Annotated in this window: 15 protein-coding genes; 10 read left to right on the top strand and 5 right to left on the bottom strand. The window is 66.8% G+C overall.

The features are described 5' to 3' along the window. Positions 1 to 13: 13 nt before the first annotated feature. Together IEY68_RS16800 and IEY68_RS16795 are read right to left on the bottom strand one after the other, a co-directional pair. The gene (locus IEY68_RS16800; RefSeq protein WP_058855971.1) at positions 14 to 1,165 is read right to left on the bottom strand and encodes an acyl-CoA dehydrogenase family protein; all 1,152 of its coding nucleotides are present in this window, start codon (positions 1,163 to 1,165) and stop codon (positions 14 to 16) included. 26 nt (positions 1,166 to 1,191) lie between these two features. Continuing rightward, positions 1,192 to 2,361, bottom strand: a complete 1,170-nt coding sequence (locus IEY68_RS16795) for an aromatic ring-hydroxylating oxygenase subunit alpha (RefSeq protein WP_058855970.1) — start codon at positions 2,359 to 2,361, stop codon at positions 1,192 to 1,194. 154 nt (positions 2,362 to 2,515) lie between these two features. Here IEY68_RS16795 and IEY68_RS16790 point away from each other — a divergent pair, with 154 nt between their 5' ends. The 3 genes from IEY68_RS16790 (at position 2,516) to IEY68_RS16780 (ending at position 5,967) form a co-directional block, all read left to right on the top strand. Then, positions 2,516 to 3,451 (top strand): GNAT family N-acetyltransferase, encoded by a 936-nt coding sequence (locus tag IEY68_RS16790; protein WP_058855969.1) that lies wholly within the window; start codon positions 2,516 to 2,518, stop codon positions 3,449 to 3,451. Positions 3,452 to 3,633: 182 nt separating this feature from the next. Further along, entirely contained in the window at positions 3,634 to 4,458 is an 825-nt protein-coding gene (locus tag IEY68_RS16785; RefSeq protein WP_058855968.1) for a mycofactocin-coupled SDR family oxidoreductase, read from the top strand. 15 nt (positions 4,459 to 4,473) lie between these two features. Beyond that, a complete protein-coding gene (locus tag IEY68_RS16780) occupies positions 4,474 to 5,967 on the top strand; it encodes an aldehyde dehydrogenase (protein WP_058855967.1) in 1,494 nt (497 codons plus the stop codon). A gap of 86 nt (positions 5,968 to 6,053) precedes the next feature. Here the strand turns inward: IEY68_RS16780 and IEY68_RS16775 are convergent, their stop codons facing one another. Both IEY68_RS16775 and IEY68_RS16770 read right to left on the bottom strand, forming a co-directional pair. Continuing rightward, positions 6,054 to 6,689 (bottom strand): TetR family transcriptional regulator, encoded by a 636-nt coding sequence (locus IEY68_RS16775; protein WP_058855966.1) that lies wholly within the window; start codon positions 6,687 to 6,689, stop codon positions 6,054 to 6,056. Between the two features lie 266 nt (positions 6,690 to 6,955). Next, on the bottom strand, positions 6,956 to 7,741 hold the full coding sequence (locus tag IEY68_RS16770; protein ID WP_058855965.1) for an SDR family NAD(P)-dependent oxidoreductase: 786 nt from the start codon (positions 7,739 to 7,741) through the stop codon (positions 6,956 to 6,958). Between the two features lie 138 nt (positions 7,742 to 7,879). On the opposite strand from IEY68_RS16770, the gene IEY68_RS16765 reads away from it, so the two are divergent. From IEY68_RS16765 to IEY68_RS16740, 6 genes are all read left to right on the top strand, one after another. After that, positions 7,880 to 8,830, top strand: coding sequence for a PDR/VanB family oxidoreductase (locus tag IEY68_RS16765; RefSeq protein WP_058855964.1), 951 nt, complete (start codon positions 7,880 to 7,882; stop codon positions 8,828 to 8,830). A gap of 28 nt (positions 8,831 to 8,858) precedes the next feature. Further along, positions 8,859 to 9,650 carry an enoyl-CoA hydratase-related protein gene (locus IEY68_RS16760; RefSeq protein ID WP_058855963.1) on the top strand — a complete coding sequence of 264 codons (792 nt, stop codon included), beginning with the start codon at positions 8,859 to 8,861 and terminating at the stop codon, positions 9,648 to 9,650. A 211-nt stretch (positions 9,651 to 9,861) separates the two neighbouring features. Further along, positions 9,862 to 10,728 (top strand): SDR family NAD(P)-dependent oxidoreductase, encoded by an 867-nt coding sequence (locus IEY68_RS16755; RefSeq protein WP_058855962.1) that lies wholly within the window; start codon positions 9,862 to 9,864, stop codon positions 10,726 to 10,728. Positions 10,729 to 10,774: 46 nt separating this feature from the next. Continuing rightward, positions 10,775 to 12,295 (top strand): class I adenylate-forming enzyme family protein, encoded by a 1,521-nt coding sequence (locus tag IEY68_RS16750; protein WP_058855961.1) that lies wholly within the window; start codon positions 10,775 to 10,777, stop codon positions 12,293 to 12,295. 5 nt (positions 12,296 to 12,300) lie between these two features. Continuing rightward, positions 12,301 to 13,161 carry an enoyl-CoA hydratase-related protein gene (locus IEY68_RS16745; protein WP_058855960.1) on the top strand — a complete coding sequence of 287 codons (861 nt, stop codon included), beginning with the start codon at positions 12,301 to 12,303 and terminating at the stop codon, positions 13,159 to 13,161. Between the two features lie 61 nt (positions 13,162 to 13,222). Then, positions 13,223 to 13,855, top strand: coding sequence for a TetR/AcrR family transcriptional regulator (locus IEY68_RS16740; protein WP_058855959.1), 633 nt, complete (start codon positions 13,223 to 13,225; stop codon positions 13,853 to 13,855). 198 nt (positions 13,856 to 14,053) lie between these two features. On the opposite strand, the gene IEY68_RS16735 is transcribed toward IEY68_RS16740, so the two are convergent. Further along, positions 14,054 to 15,175, bottom strand: a complete 1,122-nt coding sequence (locus tag IEY68_RS16735) for a cytochrome P450 family protein (RefSeq protein WP_229718833.1) — start codon at positions 15,173 to 15,175, stop codon at positions 14,054 to 14,056. Positions 15,176 to 15,812: 637 nt separating this feature from the next. Here IEY68_RS16735 and IEY68_RS16730 point away from each other — a divergent pair. Next, on the top strand, positions 15,813 to 16,034 hold the full coding sequence (locus IEY68_RS16730) for a hypothetical protein (protein ID WP_058855957.1): 222 nt from the start codon (positions 15,813 to 15,815) through the stop codon (positions 16,032 to 16,034). Positions 16,035 to 16,554 lie beyond the last annotated feature (520 nt).

The raw sequence follows: 16,554 nt of genomic DNA, 5'->3' as shown, positions 1-16,554 counted from the left end.
CCACGGCCACAGATCAGGCTTTCATCAGGTCGCGGTGGATGATCTCTTTCATGATCTCGTTGGTGCCGCCGTAGATCCGCTGGATGCGGTGATCCAGATACGCCCGGGCGACGGGGTACTCCATCATGTATCCGTATCCGCCGTGGAACTGGACCCCGGCGTCGATGACCCGGCCCTGTAGTTCGGTGGCCCACAGCTTGGCCTTGGCCGCGTCCACCGCGGTGAGAGTGCCGCTGTTGTGTTCCCGGACGCAGCGGTCGAGATAGGCGCGGGAGACCTCCACGGCGGTGCGCAGTTGCGCGAGATCGAAACCCATTCCCTGGAATTCGCCGATCCGCTTGCCGAACGCGGTGCGTTCTTTCACGTAGTCCATGGTCCAGCCGAACACCGCCTCGGCCGAGACCTGGGCCGCGATACCGATACCGAGGCGTTCCAGCGGCAGCGACTGCATGAGGTAGGCGAATCCGGCGCCGCGCTCACCGAGCAGGTTCGCGGCCGGCACCCGGACATTGTCGAAGAACAGTTCCGCGGTGTCCTGGGCGTGCAGGCCGACCTTGTCCAGTTTGCGGCCGCGGGTGAAACCGGCGGTACCGTCCTCGACGACGAACAGACTGAATCCTTTGGAGCCGGCCTCGGGGTCGGTCTTGGCGAAGACGATCACCAGGTCGGCGAGGATACCGCTGGTGATGAAGGTTTTTGCGCCGTTGATGATCCAGTCGTCGCCGTCGGGTACCGCGGTGGTGGTGACGGCCCGCAGATCGCTGCCCGCGCCGGGTTCGCTCATCGCGATGGCGCCGATGGTCTGCCCGGTGACGAATCCGGGTAGCCAGCGGCGGCGCTGGTCGTCGGTGGCGTGGCGGAGCAGGTAGTTGAGGACGATATCGTCGTTGGTGGAGAAACCGGACTGCAGTGCCGAGGCACCGGCGCGGGCGATCTCCTCCTGGATGATCACCCGGTAGCGGTAGTCGGTTTCGGCGGGGCCGCCGAATTCCTCCGGTACGGACAGGCCGAGGATGCCCTGGCGGCCGGCGGCGAGCCAGATATCGCGGTCGATGAGGCGCTGGGCGTCCCACTTCTCCATATTCGGTACGACGTGTTTGTCGACGAATCCGCGCACCGAAGCGCGGAACAGTTCGTGGTCTTCGTCGAAGAGGTCGCTCTGCACGGTCGGGTCTCCTTCGTTCTTCCGTCTCAGGGCTGGGCGAGTAGTTGCTGCACGCCGCGGCGGAACACCTGGTTGGCCACCTCGTTGCGGCCCAAAATCATCCGCCCGGCATTCGCACTGGCCATGCTCACCTGGGAATCGCGCAGCAGCGGGAAGTCTTCGGCGTGCAGCACGGCCAGCAGGATCTCCCAGTTCTTGTCCCACAGCCGGGTCCAGCGCTCCTCGGTCATCTCGGTGTCCTCCACCTTGGGCACGATCAGGCGCATCTCCATGCGGCTGCGCTGGGGGTCGGTGGGGTGGGGCCGGAAGGTGAGCAGCTGGAAGTGGTCGGGCTGGCGCAGCAGGGTGCTGTTGGGCAGCAGGAAATGGGTTTCGGTGACGTGACCCGCGAGGCTGCGGTCGCCGGGGTCCTCCTCGATCCAGCGGTCGATCGATTTGCGCGGGGCGATGAAGCGGCAGTGCCGGCCGAAATCGTCGAAGGCGAGCACGTTGGTGTGGATGTGCTTGGCGGCGGTGTTCGGATGCGCGTATTGGATGTGGTAGCCGTCGAGGAAGGCGTCCTGCATGATCTTCCAGTTGACCGGCTCGTCGAAACCTTCGCTGCGTACCGTGACCAGCGATTCGAGGTTGTAGGACGCCAGGACAGCGTCCATCTCGGGTCCTAACCAGGTCGCGACGTCGATCTCGGCGCCGGCGTCGTCGATCACCCAGATGAATCCGTGCCGCTCCTCGGTGGGCAATGCGACGAGGCCCATCTGCGCTCGTTCGGCCTCGCCGAAGGTGTTGTCGCGGGTGATGGTCCGCAGACTGCCGTCGGTGTCGTAGGACCAGCGGTGGTAAGGGCAGGAGAACAACCGGCAACGGCCCTTCTCCTCTTTCTCGACCATGGCACCGCGATGCCGGCACAGGTTGACCAGGGTTTTGACGCTGCCGTCGCGCTGGCGGACCACGATCACGTTGTTCCGGGGCAACTGCAGGGTGAAGAAATCGCCGGCGCGCGGAATCTCGGAACCGTGCGCGACGATGCTGGGCACCCGGCCGAAGACGAGATCGCGTTCGCGCTTGGCGACAGCGGTATCGGTGAACTCCTCGGGTTCGAACCAGGTGGTGTGCTCGAACGCGTCGGTGGTGTCGTTGCGCAGGTGGTCGAGGGTGCGCCGAATGCGCTCCTCGCGGGGTGCTCCGACCTCGGTCATCGGGTTACCTCCAATCTGATGCGCGGCGGCGTGACCGCCGCCGATCCTTGCTTAAATCTAAATCAGTTAGTTTTACCTGTAAAGCGCGGGGCATTGCCCCGAAAACCGACTACCGTTAGATTTAGGGCCAGCTTCCGCTCGTCGAGGAGTACGGATGATCTCTTACCGATGGTGTCCCGAACTGGATGCCGCGGACCTCGCGCAGGTAACCGCGCTGATCGGCGCCGCGGCCGAGTACGACGCGGAGGCCGGTTTCTCCACCATCGACGCGAGCGTGCCCGGTCAACGTTCGCGCGGTGCGGTCCGCGTCGCGCATCTGCCCATCCGCGCCCGTCGTGATCTGAGCATGCGCGCGGACGCGCCGTGGGTGACCGTGGCCTATCTGAACCTCCGGGTGGATCCGGACGGGCTGGGCACCGTGCGGTTCGTGGTGCACCCGGACTATCGCTCGCGTGGGGTCGCCACTCTGCTGGTGGAAGAACTGGGCCTGGAGGTCGCTGTACCGGGCGGATGGTGCGGGACCGGTGCGCGGAGGTTGCGCGCGTGGGCCTACGGTACTCATCCGGCAACCGAGCGGCTGGCCGCGCGCTTCGGCATCGCCGCGGTCGACCGGCGGTGGACGCTGGTGCGGCATCTGTCCGGGCCGTGGGCCGTCCCGCTCGGCGCAGTCGACGTCGGCATCGAGATACCGGGGTCGCGCTCTGCCGACGGATGGGGCGGTGCGGCCGAATTCGCGGCTGCGGTGCTGCCGGACACACTCGCCGCGGCATCGGTGCCCGGACCCGGCCGGGTGATCGCCGTCGGTGATGCGCGGGGTCCGGTGGGCCTGGTTCGGTTCGACGCGGGAACCACCCCCTACGCCGAATTCCGTGGCGCCTGGATCCGGGCCGCCGCCGTCGCGCCGCGTGCCGGTAGGCGCGGGATCGGCTCGGCGCTGCTGACGCGCGCATTGGGGGAGATGCGGGACGCCGGCGCGCAGGTGGCGCTGATCCGGGTGGATCCCGCCGATGAGCGTGCTGTCCGGACGTTGCGGTTGTTGTCCTTCGAGCAGGAGGAGACGCACACATTGTTCGGTGTATCTGAAACATGAGATAAAAAACGTTTTCTGTTCCGTGTTGACCGCGGCGATGGTCCGCAGTACTTTGTTGTGACACCACTCACAGTCATTCGGCATCAGTTCCGCGCCCGCGTCGGCAGCGGGCCGGTGCACGGGAGCGGGGAATTCACCCCGGCATCGATCTCTTCGAAAACCTCAGCGAGAAAGAGAAATTCATGAAACGTCTCGACGGCAAGGTCGCGTTCATCACCGGTGTGGCGCGCGGCCAAGGGCGTTCACACGCCGTCCGGCTGGCCGAAGAAGGCGCCGCCATCATCGGGATGGATATCTGTGCCCAGATCCCGTCGGTGTTCTACCCGATGGCGACCGAGGACGACCTCGCCGAGACAGTGCGCCTGGTCGAGAAAGCGGGCGGCCGGATCGTCACCACCATCGGTGATGTGCGCGATCGCGACGATGTGCAGCGGGCCTACGACGCGGGTCTCGCCGAATTCGGGTACGTCGACACCGTGGTCGCCAACGCCGGCATCATGCCGGTGCTGGACCAGGGCAGCGAGCCGCAGGCGTGGCACGACGCGGTCGACACCATGCTCACCGGCGTCTGGCACACGCTGGAGGTGACCGTCCCCGGCATGATCGAGCGCGGGGAGGGTGGCTCCATCGCGATCACCAGTTCCGCCGCCGGTCTGCGCAGTATCGGCCTGAGCACCTTCCCGGGGCAGGCCGGATACTCTGCCGCCAAGCACGGAGTCGTCGGGCTCATGCGGCTGTACTCGAAGCAGCTCGCGAAGCACTTCATCCGGGTCAACACCATCCACCCCACCGGGGTGAACACTCCGATGGTCGCCAATGCCGAATACGGCGCATTCGTCGACGCCAATCCTGATGTCGCCAACGACGACGCGTACAAGAACCCGATGCCGGTCGAGTTGATCGAGGCCGTCGATATCAGCAACGCCTTGGTCTTCCTCGCGTCCGACGAGGCCCGCTACATCACCGGCGTCACCCTGCCCGTCGACGCCGGCTACAACAATCGCTGAGAAAGGCACCGCGCCATGACAACCACCGATACCGCCCTGTCCGCACCGCCGGTCACCGACCGGGAGCAGGTGTTCATCGGCGGCCGCTGGACCGACTCCACCGGCGACGAATGGATCGAACTGATCGATCCGTGGAGCGAAAAAACTGTGGCCCGTATCCGCAGTGCCACCGAGCAGGATGTCCGACGTGCCGTCGACGCTGCCCGGCAATCGTTCGACTCGGGCATCTGGGCCGGTAAGTCCATGGCCGAACGGGCAGCGGTGATCGATGAGATCGCGACCCGGCTCGACGAGCGGAGGGACGAACTCACCACCCTCGGCGTGCTCGAGGTCGGCGTGCCGGTCACGGTCAGTGCCGGCACCCAGCAGATGACCGCGAGCCTGTTCCGGGCGGTCGCGGAGGAGGCCCGCAACTTCACGGTTCGTGAGGATCGGACCCGCGCCGACGGTGGGATTTCGCGCATCCTGTCCGAACCCACCGGCGTCGTCGCGGCCATCATCCCGTGGAACGGCCCCATCGGCACGATCGCGTTCAAGGTCGCGCCCGCGCTCGCGGCGGGCTGTTCGGTGATCCTCAAAGGTGCTCCGGACGCACCGGCGTCGCCCGCCGTGTTCGCCGATGTGATCGCCGAACTCGTTGCCGAGGGCCGGATTCCGGAAGGTGTGGTGAGCGTTCTCCTCGCCGACCGGGAGGTTTCGGAAACCCTGGTCACCAACCCGGGCGTCGACCACATCACCTTCACCGGCTCCACCGGGGCGGGGCGCCGGATCGCCGCGCTCGCCGCGCAGCGGATCGCCCGGGTCTCCTTGGAACTGGGTGGGAAATCCGCGGCCATCGTTCTCGACGACGCGGATCTGAACCACGTCCTGCAGTCGCTGCCCATGGGTGGATGTATGCAGTCGGGGCAGGCGTGTATCGCGCTGACCCGGGTACTGGTATCGCGTAAGCGCCATGACGAGGTCGCCGCGGCGTTGTCTGCCGCGTATTCCGCGCTGCCGATGGGCAATCCGTGGGCACCGGAGAATTTTCTCGGTCCGCTCGCCGGAGCGCGTCATCAGGAGCGGGTGCAGAACTACATCGACTCCGCGGTCCGGGACGGGGCGACAGTGCTCACCGGCGGCGGCCGCCCGGACGGGCTCGACCGGGGCTACTTCGTCGCCCCCACCCTGATCGACGGGGTGCGCAACGATATGCGCATCGCCCAGGAGGAGGTGTTCGGCCCGGTCATCTCGCTCATCACCTATGAGGACGAGGACGATGCGGTCGCCCTCGCCAACGATTCGATCTACGGGCTGTCCGGTGCGGTGTACACCGAGGACCTGGAGCGCGGTTACGCGCTGGCCCAGCGGATCCGGACCGGGACCGTGAGCGTCAACGGTTCGGTCATCGATTTCACCCTGCCGTTCGGTGGCTACAAACAGTCCGGGGTGGGCCGGGAAGGCGGCGTCGAGGGACTCGCGGAGTTCTTCGAGACGAAGACGGTCCATATGCCCGCATCCGGGCACTAGCGAGGAAGCCCGCGCAGGAATCGACACTGCGCTGGATCGGCCGGTACGAGGTCGCCCCCCTCGTGCCGGCCGAATTCGCTCGCTGGTCAGGCGGGCACGGCGACCTCCGCGTCGCGCACCACGCCGTGCAGGAAGCTGCGGACCATTTCCTCGAACAGTTGCTTGGAGGTCATCCTGTTCGCCGCCAGCGCGACGGTCAGCACGGGCTGGGAGTCCGCGTCGACATTCGGGAAGATCGTGGACCGTGTGCTGGGCCCGCGCATCGCCTCGGTGAGCGCGGCTCCCAGGGTGATCCGTTCCATCCCGTCGAGAATCTGCACGTGCAGATGCGGTGGTACGCCCGAATCGGCGAGGAAACGGGCGGTTTCCTCGTATGTGCTGATGAGTAGATCCCGGGGCAGGTACTGCAACAGGATCGGCGCGGCATTGCGGTGGCGCAGGATCGAGCGGCGCAGGTTCAGCGCGAGGGCGACGAAGAACTCGGGCCAATCCGGACCGGGTTTACGGCGCGGAATGCTTCCCGCCCCGGCGATGTGGCGTGCGACAGCGGCCAGGATCTCCGATTTATCCGCGAAATGGTGGTACAGCGAGGGTGCGCGCACGCCGAGATGTTTGGCGAGCCGTGGCAGGCTGAACGCGTCCAAGCCCTCGGTGTCGATGATCTCGATGGAAGCCGCCACCACCGAGGAGCGGCTGATCAGCGGTTGCGACGGGCGAGGCATAGGCGGCTTTCCACTCGGGTCGCGCCAGGCGACTTACCTAGCGTTGTGAGGTTGATCCTAACGTGCGGCGGGGCCGGGCCCAGGGTGCGGCACCGACTCGTCGAGGAAGGTGAGCAGTCCCTCGGTCAGCACATCGTTGTCGTCGCCACGGTGCCGTGGTCCGCGCCGGCCGCGGGTTCGAAGCGGTCGGCGACGAGTGTGACACCCGCGTCCCGTAGGCGCACAACGGTGCTGGTCGAGGTCATGGCTCGAATCTCCTCTGCTGTTCAGTGGCCGGACGCGCCGCCATCGACGGCGAGGGTGGAGCCGGTGATATAGCTCGCGGCGGGGCCGGCCAGGAACACCACGGCCGCGTCGATCTCGCGCTGCGTGGCGGTACGGCCGAGGGAGCAGTCCCGCAGGAATTCGTTCAGGGTGTCGGTGGACATCTCGCCGATCATGTCGGTGTCGACGAAACCCGGCGCTATCGCATTGACGCGGATACCTTTTCGCCCGGCCCACTGATGCGAGAGATCGCGCGTCAACCCGATGAGGCCTGCCTTGCTGGACGCGTAGGCGGCCTGCGGCAATACCGACTTGACCAGCCCGAGCATGCTCGAGACATTGACGATGCTCGAGCCGGGGCGCATCACCCGCGCGCACGCCTGCGCCGCCCAGTACGCCCCGAAAAGATTGACCTCCAGCACCTTCCGATAGTCGTCGGGGTCCTCACGGGTGGCCGGCGCGGTGTGAGTGACACCCGCGTTGTTCACCAGTACATCGAGCCGGCCGAATTCGGCGACGGCAGCGCGCGCCAATGCCTCGCACTGGCCGGGGTCGGTGACATCGGTCGGCACCGCCAGACAGCGCCGTCCCAGGGCGGTCACGCTATCGGCGACCTGGTCGAGCTTATCGCGTCGCCGTCCCGCGACCACGATATCGGCGCCTGCCTCGCCCAGCGCCCGGGCGAACCCTGCTCCGAGTCCGCTGCCCGCCCCGGTCACCACGGCCACGCGGCCGGTGAGGCGGAAGAGGTCGAGTACCGATCCGCCCTGCGACACCGCTGTACTCATCCACCGTCTCCTCTCGTCGGTTAGCTAACAGTATTAGTTTTATCAGGTATGTGTTATCTATGGAGGATCGCCCCACGTGGCTATTGCCTCTGATTAAACTAAAAGCATAAGATTTATCGGAGAGGGAACGGAGAGGTGATGGGTGATACTCGGACGACCCGCCGTATGCGGGTGGCCGGTAAAGACTCCGTCGCGGACGGCGTCGTCACAGTGACGCTCGCTGATCCGGACGGCGGGGCGGTAGCGGAGTGGGCGCCCGGCGCCCATATCGATCTCGTTCTGGGTGACATCACCCGGCAGTACTCACTGTGCGGCGATCCCACGGACCGGTCCTCACTGCGTATCGCGGTGCTCCGCGAATCGGACGGGCGGGGCGGGTCGGTTTTCGTCCACGACAAGCTGGAAATCGGCGATCTGCTCGAGGTCGGCGGGCCCCGCAATAATTTCGGGCTGGTGGAAGCTCCCTCGTACCTGTTCGTCGCCGGTGGTATCGGTATCACCCCGCTGCTGCCGATGCTGCGGCTCCTCGCCGAACAGGGGAAGCCGTGGCGACTGCTGTACGGGGGAAGGTCGCGGGGGAGTATGGCCTTCGCCGCCGACCTGGCGGCGGCGTACCCCGAGCAGGTCCGCCTGAACCCACAGGACGAATACGGTCTGCTCGACCTGGCGGCCGCGCTGGACGCCGCCGGGGCGGATACCGCGGTGTACTGCTGCGGTCCGGAACCGCTGCTGCGGGCGATCGAAACCGCCTGCCGCGAGCGTGACCATCTCGCCCTGCACGTCGAACGGTTCGCTCCCAAAGAAGTCAGCGCGGCGCCCGCCGGCGCGTTCGAGGTCGAACTCGCGCGCAGCGGTGCGGTGGTGACGGTTGCGGAATCTGAGTCGGTGCTCGACGCTCTGCAACGCGGCGGCGCGGAGGTCGACTTCTCCTGCCGGGAAGGTACCTGCGGAACCTGCGAGGTCGCTGTGCTGTCGGGCCGCCCGGAACACCGCGATTCGGTCCTCACCGAGGATGAGCAAGCCGCGAACGACGCCATGATGATCTGCGTTTCCCGAAGTCGTACACCTCGTCTTGTGCTCGATCTCTGATCCCCACTCGTTCCTTCCAGGAGGCATCGTGTCCCCATCCGAACCCGCGGCACTGTGCGAAGTGCACGACCACATCGCCGTGGTCACGCTGAACCGGCCCGACGCCCTGAACGCGGTGAACTCGGCGCTCTCCGCGGCGGCGGGCGCCGCGCTGGAGCGGGCCGCCGCCGACCCGGAGGTCCGGGTCGTGGTGATCACCGGCGCCGGCCGCGGCTTCTGTGCGGGTGCGGACCTCGAGGAGATCGCCGCCGGCCGCAGTGTGTACGACCCCGATCATCGGGAGTGGGATTTCGCCGGCATCGTGCGGCACTGGATCGGCAAACCGGTGATCGCCGCGGTCAACGGGTTCGCGCTCGGCGGCGGTACCGAGATCGTGCTCGCCGCGGATCTGGCGGTGATCGACGAGAACGCCGCGCTGGGTCTGCCCGAGGTCCGGCGGGGGCTGCTCGCCGCAGCGGGCGGCCTGCTGCGGATCCACCGCCAAGTGCCCGCGAAGATCGCCGCCGAGATCGTGTTCACCGGCGAATCTATCTCGGCGGCCCGGGCGTACGAACTGGGCCTGGTCAACAAGGTTGCCCCGGCCGGTACCGCGCTGGCGGTCGCCGTGGAGCTCGCCGGCGTGATCGCCGCGAACGCGCCGGTGTCGGTGCAGCAGAGCAAGAAGGTGCTGCACGAGAGCGCCGCGTCGGATACCGGTTGGTCGCCCGGGGAATGGGAGGTGAACCGCGCGGCCGCGAAAGTGGTGCTGTCCAGCGCGGACGCGAAGGAAGGCCCGCGCGCCTTCACGGCGAAGCGCGAGCCTCGGTGGACCGGGCGTTGAGCGCGGGTGGGTACGGCGGGTATTTGTCAAAATACAAATATTGATTGACGTATCACAGCTCGCTCTGTAGCGTGGATCACACGGCAGCCGATCACCCCGGCAAGCCCCGACTTCCGCACCGTGACTCGATGCCGGTGCGCTCGACTCGAATCATCCAGAATCACCGACGCCGGAGGCCCGGTCGTCACTTGGTGGGCAAAGGAGCTCGCAGATGAAACTGCAGGACAAGGTCGCGATCATCACCGGCGGCGGCTCCGGTCTCGGCCGGCAATCCGCCCAGTTGTTCGCCTCCGAGGGCGCGCGGATCGGCGTGGTCGATATCGATCCGGAACGCGCCAAGGGCACCGTCGAACTGGTGCGGGAGCAGGGCGGGGAAGCCATCGCCCTGGTCGCCGATGTCAGTAAGAAGGCCGAGATCACCGAGGCGGTGACCCGAACCGTCGCCGAGTTCGGCAAACTCGACATCATGTTCGCCAACGCCGGCGTCGTCTCCCGCGGCGGTGTTCCCTCGGTGGCCGGGGGTGAACAGGTCGCCTTCGAAGATCTCACCGAAGCCGACTGGCACCACGTCCTCGGCGTCAACCTCAGCGGTGTCGTGTACGCGGCGCAGGCCGCGGTCCCGGTGCTCGAGGCCAACGGTGGCGGGGTCATCCTCGCGACCTCCTCGGCCGCGTCGATCGCGGCCTACCACAGCATCGCGATGTACTCGGCCACCAAGGCCGGCGTGAACGGCCTGGTGCGCGGCCTGAGCCTGGACCTCGGTAAGCGCGGCATCCGGGTCAATGCCATCGCCCCGACTCACGGGATGTCACCGAACTTCCTGGCCCCCGCCGGCACCCCGGTGGTCGGCAAGTCCTACGAAGAGGTCGCCGGTCCGTGGGAGCCCGCCGTCTCCCCGATTCCGCTGAAGCTCAACCGGCCGCCGTCACTGCTGGACAACGCCCGCGCCGCATTGTTCCTCGTCTCCGACGATTCCGCCTACATCTCCGGGGTCACGCTGCCCACCACCGATGGCGGCACGCTGTCGCGGGTCGCGATGTGGTTCGACGAGGATCGCGGCTTCACCGAGGCCTCCTGAGAGCCACCGGGTCCGGACGGCGCCGTACACAGAAGTAAGGACAACGATGGCTGCGACAATCGGGTCGGCCCTGTGCTGGTGGGCCGAGACCAAAGGGGATCAGCGGGCGCTGATCGTCGAGGACGAGGCGCTGACCTACCGGGAACTGCAGGACTGGTCGAGCCGCGTAGCGCGGCACCTGGCCGACGCCGGGATCGCGCCGGGGGAGCGGGTGGGGGTGCTCGGCCCGAACTCGCTGATCTGGCCGGTGCTGGCGCTCGGGGTGCTCAAGGCCGGCGCGGTGCTGGTTCCGCTGAATCCCCGCCTCAAACCGGCCGAATTGCGCAAGGTGCTCGATGATTCGGGTGCGGTGCTGGCCATCGCCCCGGCCGAATTCGCCGAGCCGATCGCGCAGACCCGGGAACTGGGCGATGATTTCGTGGCGAAGTTCTTCGACGAGTTCACCGGCCTGCGCGCCGACGGCCGCGACGATTTCCGCGTCGACGTCGACCGCGACGATCCCGTGGCGCTCCTGTTCACCAGCGGTTCGACCGGTCTGTCGAAGGGTGTCGTCTGCACCAATCGGACGTTGCTCGATATCGTTTTCGAGGCCACGCTCACCGAGGAGGGCCTGCGACCTGGTTCGACCGCACTGCTGCTGCTACCGCTGGTGTTCACCCCGGGTGTGGTCTGGGGCCTGATCATGGCCGTGGTCCTGGGAAACACGCTGGTGGTCGAAAAGGAACTGCGTCCCGAGCGGGCGGTCGCGCTGATCGGCGAGCACCGGGTGAACACACTGTTCGGTGTGCCCCTGGTCTTCGAGGCCATCGCCCGCACTCCCGCCTTCGCCGATACCGATGTCTCCTCGCTGCGCACCGCCATCGTCGGCGGCGCGGCCGTCGCGCCCGCACTCCTGAAGACCTGGGCGGACAAGGGCGTGGAATTGCGTCAGATCTACGGGATGACCGAGGCGGGCGGCGTCGCGACCGCGACCAAACGCGCCGAGACGTTTACCCACCCCGGCAGCTGCGGCACGGGTTCGATCTTCACCGAACTGAAGGTGATCCGCCCGGACGGCAACGAGGCCGAACCCGGGGAAGAAGGCGAGATCGTGCTCCGCGGACCGGGCGTCACCCCCGGCTACTGGAACGATCCGCAGTCCACCGCACAGGCGCTGCGTGACGGCTGGTTGCACAGCGGCGATCTGGGCACCCGCGACGCGGACGGCCGGATCACCTTCGTGGACCGGATGAAAGATCTGATCATCACCGGCGGTATCAATATTTCCCCGGTCGAGATCGAACGGGCCATCGGCGAACTCGCCGGTGTCGAGGAGGTGGCGGTGATCGCCGCCCCCGACGAACGTTTCGGGGAGACACCGGCCGCCATCGTCACCGCCGCCGGCGGCGACGTCGACGCCGCGGCGGTGGTAGCGCACTGCGAGCGATTGTTGGCCGACTACAAGGTGCCCCGCTACGTGGTCATTCGATCCGAACCACTGCCCAGGCTGCCCAACGGCAAAATGTCCAAGACCGCGGTGCGCGCGGAATACCGCGATGTGGCGGACCGATTCGAGAAGGTGCGTTGAGCCCGATGATCGAAACCTCGGACGGCTCTCCGGTCCTGCTCGATCGGGACGGTGAGATCGCGATCCTGCGATTGCACCGGCCCGATCGGCTCAACGCCTTCACCGATGAGATGTGCGAGCTGCTGCTCACCGCCATGGACCGGATCGATGCCGACGACTCCGTGCGCGCGGTAGTGCTCACCGGCTCAGGGCGGGGGTTCTGCGCCGGCGCGGACCTCGCTGCGGGCGGTGACACCTTCGTACTCGGCGACGATCCCGTCACCGGCGGCGCGCCGGCGGATCAGGGCGGGCTCGTGGCCCTGCGCTTCTACCGGTCCACCAAACCGATCATCGCCGCGATCAACGGTCCGGCGGCAGGCGTCGGTGTCACCATGACATTGTCGGCCGATATTCGGATCGCCTCGGACACCGCGAAATTCGGTTTCGTCTTCACCCGGCGTGGCCTGGTGCCGGAGGCCTGCTCGTCGTGGTTCCTGCCGCGGATCGTCGGTATCTCCACCGCGCTGGAATGGACCCTCGGCGGGCGCATGGTCGGCGCGGACGAAGCCCGGGAACGGGGTCTGGTTCGCGAGATCGTGCCGGCCGGCCAGGTGCTGGAGCGTGCGCTCGAACTCGCCCGCGAACTCGTCGGGGGAACAGCGCCGGTCTCCGTCGCGCTCACCCGTGGTCTGATGTGGCGGATGCTGGGTGCGGCCTCTCCCGAGGTGGCCCATCGCGCGGATTCGCTCGGAATCCACCTGCGGGGAGTGTCCGGCGACGTCCGGGAAGGTGTCGAGTCCTTCCTGGCCAAACGAGACCCACAGTTCCCCGATCGCGTCTCCGCGGGGCTGCCCGACCTGTTCGGTGCCGCCGAGCCGGCTACCTGATTGCTAGGATCTCACCGGGCTCGGCGTCCGGCCGGGTGGGTGATGAAGGAGGAATACGGAGATGGCTCGACGGCGAACCGGGAGCGTCCTCAGTGAGGACCCCGACGAAGCGCGCCGTCAGATCCTCACGGCCGCCGAGGCGGTCTTCGAACGCTACGGCGTCGCGAAGACCACCATGGACGATATCGCCAAGGAAGCCGATGTTTCCCGGCCCACCGTCTACCGCTACTTCGGTGATCGCGACAGCTTGATCACCGCGTTGATCGAGGTCCGCGCGCGGGCCATGTTCACCCGCGCGCGGACCTTCCTGCGCAAACGCGAAACCTTCGCCGAACAGGTCGTCGACGGCCTGATCTATCTGGTGAACATCGGCCGCAAGGATCCGGTGGTGCGGTTGATCGTCAGTCCCGAGCATATGGATCTGGCCACCGCGCTGGTCGGTAGTTCGGGACTCGCCGCCCGGCTCACCGAAGAGATGTGGGCGCCGGTACTGCAGGCGGCCCGCGTCCGCGGGGAGGTACGCGAAGACCGCACCGATTCCGAGATCTGCCAGTGGATCGCACTGGTGGAACTGATTCTGGTGGGCCGCATGGATTTCGGTTCCGACTCCGATCCCGATCACCGGCGGATGCTGATCAAATTCCTGTTACCGGGGATCGTCACTCCGGAGGCCGCGGCCCGCGCGGGAATCTGAGGCACACAACCCCATCCGGGGCCGTGGCGGTTGTCATGGTCATCCGTGGAGTCGACAGCCGGTCGGCAACAACTCGGATGTGTTGTCGCGGTGTCAGTAACCGACCGCCGCGGCGCTATGCCTATGCCCGCCTTTTCTCGCACCGGATGCGGAGTGGAGCGGCGCGGAGTGGAGCATCGATCCCACCGCGCCAGCTGATCAAAGGACCGGTAGTGGCGGTGAGGGCTGGAAGGTGACGGGTAGTGCAACCAGAGCACGCTGTATCGGGCCCGGCCGCCACTGTAGTTCGTCGGCGGGAACAGCGAGTTCGAGCTCTGGGAGTGCGTCGAGCAATTGGTCTATGGCGCATTGTGCGATCGAATAGCCGAGCGATGTGGCCGGGCACGCGTGCGGTCCGGCGCCCCATGCCAAGTGCGCGCGGTTGCCGGTCCGGTCTCCGCTTGCGATCTCCGGATCGGTGTTGCACCCGGCGATGCTGACGACAACGGGTTGGTGCGCGGGCAGCCACCCACCGTCGAGCATGATCGGCTGCCGGGGGTAGCTGAAACTGATATTGGCCGTGGGCGGGTCCTCGAACAGGACATCGTCGAGTGCGTCCCGCGTGGACAACGCGCCACCTATGACGCCGCCGCCGAATCGCTCGTCGGTGAGCAGCCGGAACAGCGCGGTGGTGATCAGGGCCTGTACCGGCTCCACTCCGATGCCGTAGAACAGGACGAGTTGCTGCAGGATCTCGTCGTCGTCGAGTGCGCCGCCGTGGCGCAGCAGACCGGTGGTGATGTCGGTGCCGGGCGTGGCGCGTTTGAATTGGATCAGTTCGAGCAGAGCTTCCTCGAAGGCGCGATTGCCTTCCTGGGCGTTGGAGCCGTCATAGATAGCGGCGACGCCGGCTGCGGCCTTCTCGCTGATCGCCGGCGGGCAACCGAGCAGGTCGTTGATCACCGCGAAAGCGATGGGAGCGGAGTACTGCGTCGCCAGCTCTGCACTACCGGTGGTGCAGAAGGTGTTGATCAGCGGTGCCGCGAGGCGCTCGACGATGGTGTTCACCGAGTGCAGATCGACCTCGTCGAGGGCCGCGGTGACGACTTTGCGTAGTCGAGTGTGGGCGTAGCCGGTGGTGCGTGATGCGCTCGGCCGGTACTGCATCGCCGGGAGGACCGGGCAGTCGGCCGGAACGCTGGTTTCCCATTTCCGTGCGTCGGTGGGAAACCTGTCCAGATCATTGAGGATTGCCAGCGCGGTTCGATAGCCGATAACGAGGGTGGCGGGGACACCGGGCGCGAGTTCGACTGGTACGAGCGAGCCGAAACGTTCACGCATCTGCTGATAGGCGCGGTGCGGGTCGGCAGTGAACTCGGGTGTGTGTAGGTGAACACGCTGTTGATCGTTATGTACGAGATCCGAGGGTGATGTCGGCAATTCTTTTCTCCGGCCGCAGGCGTATCAAAGCGAGGATCGCGCCGGAGACCTGGTCCGGGCGTGAATACTTTAGCGCAGCAGCAGATCGGGCGCGTCCGATTCGTCACTCGGCACGCTGTGTGCGAACCGACATCGACCACGGGCGATCCGGGGGATATCGACTTCTCCAATTCATCGGCCGGCGCCGCCGTGCTGCGTCCCCATACATGGGTGTCGACCCGATCGGCGAATGTGGACGATTTGCTGCCGCATCCGTTTTCACGGTTATATGTGCGGCACCCGCGCCCGAGGCGGCACAGGAATCGGACGGGTGGTGAATCCGGATTCAGCAGACGTAGCCGATATGAGGAAGGTCGGTGACCGAGGTTCCTGCCTGCACGGTGAACTCGCCCGGCTCGATTTCCCAGCCGGAACCAGGACAGCAGCACGGCCGCGACATGGCCGCGTCACGGCATCTCCACCGGCGCGACGGAATTCACGATGTGCATCGACTTCGTCGCCCACGGTGAGCGTCCGTGTCACGTGACGCTGCGGTGGGTTGAAGCAGGGCCGCGGGCGGGTCGCCGGAATCCAGCGCCACGTTCTCGTCGAGCGCGGTGAGGTACTCGCGGCCGTTCTGCTCAGTATCCCGCTGCTGCGCATGGCAGATCGCCTCCACCTGCCGCCGGAAATCGATGTGACCGCGTTCTGCGCCGCGCGGATCGAGGAATACTGCTGGACGCGTAGGCCGGTCACACCGCTCGGTGAGAAGGCCGAGTGACTTCACTGCCGATCAGGGCGAGGGCGTCACCATGGGTGCCGGAGCCGGGCCCGGTCCGACGGGCGCTCGATCGGCGGACACGTCCGCGCGACCTCGACCCGAGGCAATCGAACGGGTCACGGCAGTCGTAGCTCAGCGACAGAACCGGTTACGCGAGATCTTCCGCAGCCGACCCGAGTACGAGGTTCGTGCATTTCGCTACGATCCTTCACTTGGTGAGCGAGGTGTAGCGAGGGCGGCGGGTACCCGGGCAGTGCACCATCCTGGAAGCCCATCGCCCGACTGAGTGGCGACATCGGCCATGCCCTGCAGCCGATTTCACGCCTGCGTCCAGGCGCCGGTGCCTCACTGGTGGCGGGGCCGCCCGTAGACCGCACGCCACATCCCGTACCAGTCCGGGATGTGGCGCCCCGGGCAAGGGTGCCGGATCCAGTCGTTGTGGCCGACGACGCAGCGGTTCGATGCCGCGCGCCGGTAATCTGTCCGGCCCGCTCGTTGACCTGCGGAACTGCGGGCGGAC

Source organism: Nocardia jinanensis (genome assembly GCF_014645735.1).
Classification (GTDB): Bacteria; Actinomycetota; Actinomycetes; order Mycobacteriales; family Mycobacteriaceae; genus Nocardia; species Nocardia jinanensis.
This window is presented reverse-complemented; position numbering and strand designations above follow the sequence as displayed.